The 6,860-nt window shown below is 52.0% G+C and carries 6 protein-coding genes; 3 read left to right on the forward strand and 3 right to left on the reverse strand.

Annotation, left to right across the window (positions count from 1 at the left end):
- Positions 1-37 precede the first annotated feature (37 nt).
- Positions 38-883 (reverse strand): hypothetical protein, encoded by an 846-nt coding sequence (locus COV06_03680; protein ID PIR47524.1) that lies wholly within the window; start codon positions 881-883, stop codon positions 38-40.
- Positions 884-1,089: 206 nt separating this feature from the next.
- Here COV06_03680 and COV06_03685 point away from each other — a divergent pair, with 206 nt between their 5' ends.
- Positions 1,090-1,425, forward strand: a complete 336-nt coding sequence (locus COV06_03685; protein PIR47525.1) for a DNA-binding protein — start codon at positions 1,090-1,092, stop codon at positions 1,423-1,425.
- 43 nt (positions 1,426-1,468) lie between these two features.
- Here the strand turns inward: COV06_03685 and rny are convergent, their stop codons facing one another.
- The gene (rny, locus tag COV06_03690; protein PIR47526.1) at positions 1,469-2,995 is read right to left on the reverse strand and encodes a ribonuclease Y; all 1,527 of its coding nucleotides are present in this window, start codon (positions 2,993-2,995) and stop codon (positions 1,469-1,471) included.
- Between the two features lie 279 nt (positions 2,996-3,274).
- Between rny and COV06_03695 the strand changes: the two genes are divergently transcribed.
- On the forward strand, positions 3,275-3,757 hold the full coding sequence (locus tag COV06_03695) for a hypothetical protein (protein ID PIR47527.1): 483 nt from the start codon (positions 3,275-3,277) through the stop codon (positions 3,755-3,757).
- 101 nt (positions 3,758-3,858) lie between these two features.
- Here the strand turns inward: COV06_03695 and truB are convergent, their stop codons facing one another.
- Positions 3,859-4,749, reverse strand: a complete 891-nt coding sequence (gene truB, locus COV06_03700; protein ID PIR47531.1) for a tRNA pseudouridine(55) synthase TruB — start codon at positions 4,747-4,749, stop codon at positions 3,859-3,861.
- Here truB and COV06_03705 point away from each other — a divergent pair.
- Entirely contained in the window at positions 4,415-6,667 is a 2,253-nt protein-coding gene (locus COV06_03705) for a translation initiation factor IF-2 (GenBank protein ID PIR47528.1), read from the forward strand. The genes truB and COV06_03705 overlap by 335 nt on opposite strands.
- Positions 6,668-6,860: the final 193 nt, after the last annotated feature.

A 6,860-nucleotide genomic window follows, 5' to 3' on the forward strand; every position in this document is an offset into this window, starting at 1 on the left:
TGGAGGAAGGGCGAGCGTCATGGAGCGATCGTGGTGGTCAGGCGGCGTCGTCGTCGTTGGAGCCGTGCCGTCCGAGCTGAGCCGAGCGAACCGTGCCGAGGAAGGACGTGCGATGACCTTGGCCGAGTCCGGAGGAGTGCGCTCGCATGCCGGACACGAGGGCTGCCTGATCTCCCAGAGCAACCTGCAGGGGCTCGATCACGTTCTGAAGGGCGTTGCCGAGAAAGTGCCTCTCTACGCCGTGCTGGATCATGTAGGTGACGCCGGCGCTCATCTCAAGCCATGCCCTGGCCATCTCGGGGGCCAGTGAGTGAGCAGATGCCTCCCACGCCAGCCGTTCGCCATAGGCCTTGTGCTGCAAGGCGGAGAGCAGGTTGGCCGTGAATCGGTTCCAATCCAACTGACCGTTCGCGTTGTACAAAACCTTTCCCCAGACACCCGCTCCACTGCTCTGCAAGTAGAGGTAGGCTTCCGAGAGAAAAAGACCGATGATGAACAGGAACATGGCCGGATCCGTGCGACCCGCGTTGCCTTGGAGACGATTCCGCAGATCACGCTCCACGTCTCCCGTGAAGATGAGCACGACGTGCTCCAGACCAGCGGCGCTGGTCGCCATGCCTGCCGAACTGTCGACACGTCCCACGAACGCCGGGATGTGCTCGACAAGTCGTGTTCCTTGCCCACGAACGGTGTGAGGACCCTGTCCCAGCTTGAGCGCGAGGCCCATGGGCTCGTTGGGATCCTCCACCTCGTTCCCGCTGGAGAAGTCCAGCCTGCGTTCTTCGACCTGATTGCTCGGCGTGCGGCGGCCAGCCGCGGCCGTGCGCCCCATGAACTGGGGTTGTCCCCAGCGCTGCCACGCGAACATCAAACCAATACCCATCAACAATGCCAGCAGGTATCCCATTATGGGGGCCCTCCAATTGCTCGAGAGAAACTCTACGAGCGGGTTTATTCGCAATCCAATCTCAACCTATCATTCCCAGGGAAACTGTCAACAGGCGCATGGGGGAATGAGATCAAACTTGTGGCCAACCTTGCGGCTTTTTTGCACTCGGTCTATACTTTTTCTATAACGAACTCATGCCTATGAACAAAGCGGATCTCGCCGGACGTATTGCGGACCGGCTCGGACTTACCAAAAAACAAGGAGAGGATGTGGTTGATACCTTTCAATCATTGGTTACAGAGTCGCTTGCGCGGCAGGATGAAGTGACAATCGCAGGGTTTGGAACCTTTTCCTCACGGATTCGTTCTGCGCGCATGGGCGTCAATCCACAAAAACCGTCAGAGCGCATTCGCATCCCAGAAGTGCTTGTTCCCAAGTTTAAAGCGGGAAAGGCGCTTAAAGATGCATTGAAAGCGGCACAAAAACCACCGGCGCCAAGCAATGCTTCTTCACCTGCTCCCTCGTCTACCTTGTAAACCAAAAACCCCTGCCTGTTTGGCGGGGGTTTTGCTTGGGCACTTAACGTGCGTACTCGGTAATGCGTGTCTCTCGAATCAACGTCACCTTAACTTCTCCCGGATAGCGGAGCTCGCTTTCAATCTTCTTGGCGATGTTCTTGGCGAGTTGATAGGACTGTAAATCGTCGATGTTGGTTGGGTTCACAAACACACGCACCTCACGACCGGCTTGGATGGCATACGCCTTTTCCACTTCCTCAAAACTTGTGGCGGTTCGCTCCAACTCTTCTAATCGTTGAATGTATTGTTCAAAGGTATTCTTACGCGCGCCGGGACGTGCACCTGAGATGGCGTCGGCCGCCTTTACAATCACTGCCTCTAACGTCTTTGGTTTGTCCACGTGGTGACCAATGGATTGATAAGCGATCTCCTCGGGGAATCCAAATTTCTTCATGATATTGTAGCCAATCTCCGGGTGACTACCTTGCATGTCATGGTCCACAGCTTTTCCAATATCATGGAAGAGCCCGCCCTTGGTACACACGTGCACGTCGGCGCCCAGCTCCTCGGCCAACATGCGGGCGATGGTTGCAACCTCCATGGCGTGTTGCAATTGATTTTGTCCGTAGCTGGTGCGGAACTTGAGCCGTCCAAGAATCTGCACGAGTTTTGGATCCACGGAAGACACTGGGATGGCTAACTCAGACAACGCATCCTCTCCGGCCTTCTTCATCTCAACAGCTAATTCCTTTTTGGCAAGTTTTACGGCCTCCTCAATGCGGGCTGGTTGTACACGACCATCCTTGACTAACATCTCAATGGCGCGCTTGGCGACTTGTCTGCGAACAGGGGAGAAGGAGCTTACTGTGACGGCCATTGGTGTGTCATCCACAATAATCTCCGTTCCGGTAATGGTCTCAAGCGTGCGAATATTGCGACCTTCTTTTCCAATAATGCGTCCCTTCATCTCGTCGGACGGCAATTGCACAGTAGACGTGGTGGTCTCCGTTGCATGGCCCGACGCGTAACGTTCAATCACAAGGGCGAGCATTTTATTGGCCTTGCGCCCAAGTTCTTCCTCCACGGATTGATCGAGTTTTCGCAGACGGCTCTCTAACGCCTCTGCCTCGTCGGCCTCGATTTCCTTCATTAACTCCTCCAACGCTTGCTCACGTGTCATGCCGGCGATGGTCTGAAGCTTTTCCATAGCCTCTGTGTCCAATACCTCCAAGCGTGCCTTGATTTTACGTAAACGCTCCTTTTCTTCCTCTAATCGATCGTATTTTCCCTCCAAATCGAGGAGTTTTTGATCGAACGTATTCTCTCGTTGCTCTACGCGTTCCTGAAGCTTTTTGACCTCTTGGCGCAATTCCTTGGCCTCGGCTGTCGCGTCGTTAATCACTTGAACCGATTTTTGCTTGGCATCTAGCAATAATTCTTGCTGTTTGCTTTTGGCGTCTGCAATGATTTTTTCGGCCTGTCCCTCTGCCTGACCGGTTCGGTACGTTGCCAATCGTGCCCGAACAAGGAATCCACCGGCACTTCCGGCCAATATTCCTAAGATGACATAAATAAAAGTAAAATCCATAGGTGTAGTAAACCTTCTGGATAAACGTCAAGAAACGGATCTAAAATCCTACCGTTTTGCCCAATGTGAGCGGCTAACCTTCGCTAAATACTCCAAGTAGAAAGAGAAATCCATTTGCAGAACATCCATACCAGCAGGTGCAATAGTAATAACTGCTCTAAGCGTACTGCCAGAAAGGGCAAATGTCAATGTGTTTTGGGTGGTTGAACGGCAATGGTAAGAAGGTCCTCTTCTTGATCTTGCGGGGGTTTGTGGTTCTATGGCGCGGAAGGAGGCCACATGGCACAAAATTACGGTTCGGGAAATGGAAAGAAGCGCAAGGCTTTTAGGCCGAGCCGGTCTGAAAAGCGCATGGTGAGGGAGGAATACGAACGCAGCACACGGATATGGAAGGAGTCGACGAGTCGTTGGCGGGGCCCTCAACCTGTGCTGCCCAAGGAGGGTACCGATGAGTGGAAGAAGATGCTCGAGGAAGCACGCCGGCGGAAGCGTCATAGGTACCAGTCTCGCAAGCCATCGCAGCCTGTTCCCAGGAACGCGCCGGCGATTACTCCGCGCGCGGCGGTGTATTTGCCGGATGGACGCAATGATGACGGTTCGAGCCGGCTCGTGGTCGTGGTATTCCTGATCGCCACGATATCGGCAATCACTTGGCTCTGGGTGAGCACCGTGATGAACTCCGACACGGGAGATGATGACGACTCCGCATCGACGCAGTCGGTGCCTTCCGAGCAGCTCCTCTTCGGCGTCGGACCGTGGTAGCGCCTCTGGGTCTGTGCGTGATCTGGTAGATTCGTCTGAACGAAAACGAGCCCGTCCTGGGCTCGCTCATTTTTTTTAAACGCTTTTTACAAAAACAGTTATTAATTGACAAGAACGTCGGTGTTGATCAAAAACGACTGCCAGTTGTCTTTTGAGATCTGATCAATCGCGTGGGCGTCTTTTACAAAAAAGTCGCCGATGCGTGTTCTGCGCAATTGCAAACAGTACGCACCCAGACCAAAGTATTCTCCAAGATCTTGCGCAATCACGCGGACGTAGGTGCCGCTGGAGACATCGATCACAGCCGTGAGGATGGCGTCTTTGTAGCTGATCACATCAAATCGATGAATCGTCACCGTGCGATATGGCCGATCAATTTCTTTGCCTTGCCGTGCGAGCGTATACAATTTTTGTCCACCAATTTTAATCGCCGAGTGCATGGGCGGCTTTTGTTGAATCTCTCCCAAAAATGCTTTCTGAATCGCCTGTTCTATACGCTCTTGATTGGGCCAGGCGTCGTACTTGCCACCGTCATCTACCGGTTTTATTTCACCCTCTGGGTCTCCTGTGGTGCTGGTTTCTCCAATTTTAAATTGCGTCTCGTAGGTTTTGCTCTGTTTTACAAATTGGTCAATCCGCTTTGTTGCCTCGCGTCCAATGGCTACCACCAATAATCCCGTGGCAAAGGGGTCCAAGGTACCCGCATGGCCGATTTTCCTGATTCCTGTAATGGATCGGAGCTTGGCAACCACGTCAAAACTGGTCCATCCGGCGGGCTTGTCTACAAGTAAAAATCCTGTCGTTTTGTTCTCCATACACAAAATAGTAACACACGCATTGACGAAACTGGTAAAAACCGCTATCTTAAGGCCACATAACTCTCCTTTTACATCCATGAACGTCACCGAACTCGCTCGTCGTCTCCGTGTTCCTACCACGGTTTTACTCGAAAAGCTCCCAGAGCTTGGTTTTAGCTTGGGAAAACGTGCCATTAAAGTGAACGATCGTGAGGCGAGCGACATCATGCGTGCATGGCGTGAATTTAAGCGTCAGGAGGCCGTGCGAAAACGTCATGCCGAGCAAAAGGAGTTGGAAGAGCGCCGCAAGGCGCGATTGGAAGCTACAAAGGACAATGCCATTGAGTTGCCAAGTGTGCTCACCGTGCGTGTGTTTGCCGAGTTGTTGGATCTGCCAATCTCTGAAGTGATGCGCGAGCTCATGCGTGCCGGTATTTTTGCGAGCATGAATGAGCGCTTGGATTTTGAGACAGCTGCGATTGTGGCAGGGGACCTTGGATTCCACGTGACCAACGTGGATGAGATGGGAGATGTTAAACAGGAAGAAGAACTTTCACGATTGGAAGAAGTCTTGCGTGACGACAAGGGCGACACACGTCCGCCGGTGATTGTGGTAATGGGACATGTGGATCACGGAAAAACGCGTTTGTTGGATGCAATCCGCAACACACACGTGATTGACACGGAAGCTGGTGGAATCACACAGCACATTGGTGCGTACCAGGCGATTCGACATGATCAACAAATGACGTTCATCGACACGCCAGGGCATGAGGCGTTTACGGTTATGCGATCGCGTGGTGCCAAGGTAGCAGACATTGCGATTCTTGTGGTAGCCGCTGACGATGGTGTACAACCGCAGACGCGCGAAGCGGTGGAGATCATTAAGGCCGCGGAGATTCCCATGGTTGTCGCGATTAATAAAATCGACAAAGAAGGTGCGGACCCAGAGCGTGTTAAACGTGAGCTGTCCGAGTTGAATGTGCTGCCAGAGGATTGGGGCGGCAAGGTGATTATGGTGCCTATCAGTGCAAAACAAGAACAGAACATCGATCAGTTATTGGATGCAGTGTTGTTGATGTATGAAATGGAGAAGGAGCACATTACGGCCAATCCAAATCGTACGGCTATGGGAACGATCATTGAATCTCATATCGACAAGGGTGCAGGTCCTGTGGCAACCGTGTTGATTCAAAGTGGAACCCTCCATTCGGGAGATACGCTAGGTGTGCGTGGAGAGAACTATGGTCGCGTGCGTGCCATGCAGGATTGGAATGCAGACAATTTGGAGTCGGCGGGTCCCTCAGTTCCGGTACGTGTGTTGGGATGGAAGGTGGCACCGTTTGTTGGAGATGTAATGGAAGTTGCCAATGCTCTCGACCTTGCTAAGACCACTAAATCAAAAATGCGTACGGGGTCATTGCAGAATGTGGGTGCGACGGTACGACAAGTTGAGAAAGAAGGCGAGGACAGCGGAAAGAAGATTCTTAATGTCATCTTAAAGGCCGATGTGCTTGGATCTGTGGAAGCTATTTTGGGACTCTTTGAAAAAGTAAAACATGAAGGCGTTGGATTGCACGTGGTGTCTAAAGCCCTTGGTAATGTTACCGAGGCAGACGTGAGTCGTGCGGAAGGAACAGACGCGGTTATAATTGCTTTTGGTGTGCAGGTTCCAAGTAATGTGGAGATGCAGGCGCGTGAGAAGAAGGTGGAGGTACTCAAATTTGATGTCATCTACAAGATGTTTGAGGAAGTGGTGGATCGGTTGCAAGAGATGCTCACGGACGAGATTATGCTCGTAGAGCTTGGAAAGATGGAGGTACTCGCGGTCTTTAATAAGATTGAGAAGGGATGGATTGTGGGAGGAAAGGTCACCGAGGGTGTGGTGGAGACGGGATGCAAAGTCCGCGTATGGCGTGAGGAGCAGTTGATTGGAGAGGGAGGGATTAAAGAAATTCGTGTTGGAAAGTCGGTGGTCAAAGATTTACGCAAGGGCTCCGAGGGAGGCGTGCAATATGTCGGTAAGACCAAGATTGAAGAAGGAGATATTCTGGAATTCTATAAGGAAGAAAGTAAGGCTCGTAAGTTGATTGTAGACGGAGCTAATTCCTAAACTTAAAAGCGCCCGAGGGCGCTTTTAAGTTTGCATAATTAAATCACTTGAATCCTTCGCCGAACGCGCTCATCTTCGAACATGCGTGTTTTGAGAATTGCGCCCGGCACATTGCTTTAAATAATCCGCAAGGAGTCATCGCCGTACCAGTGTATTGCCTGCGTCTGCTAAAGATTGGGTCGACGCCCAACAC

The sequence above is a fragment of the Candidatus Uhrbacteria bacterium CG10_big_fil_rev_8_21_14_0_10_50_16 genome (genome assembly GCA_002774875.1).
Classification (GTDB): Bacteria; Patescibacteriota; Patescibacteriia; order UBA9934; family UBA11717; genus UBA11717.

Excerpts from the sequence above, each read along its gene's own strand:
- COV06_03680 (PIR47524.1), bottom strand. The coding sequence starts at position 883 with ATGGGTATTGGTTTGATGTTCGCGTGGCAGCGCTGGGGACAACCCCAG.
- COV06_03685 (PIR47525.1), top strand. The coding sequence starts at position 1,090 with ATGAACAAAGCGGATCTCGCCGGACGTATTGCGGACCGGCTCGGACTT.
- rny (PIR47526.1), bottom strand. The coding sequence starts at position 2,995 with ATGGATTTTACTTTTATTTATGTCATCTTAGGAATATTGGCCGGAAGT.
- COV06_03695 (PIR47527.1), top strand. The coding sequence starts at position 3,275 with ATGGCACAAAATTACGGTTCGGGAAATGGAAAGAAGCGCAAGGCTTTT.
- COV06_03705 (PIR47528.1), top strand. The coding sequence starts at position 4,415 with ATGGCTACCACCAATAATCCCGTGGCAAAGGGGTCCAAGGTACCCGCA.
- truB (PIR47531.1), bottom strand. The coding sequence starts at position 4,749 with ATGGCACGTTTTCCCAAGCTAAAACCAAGCTCTGGGAGCTTTTCGAGT.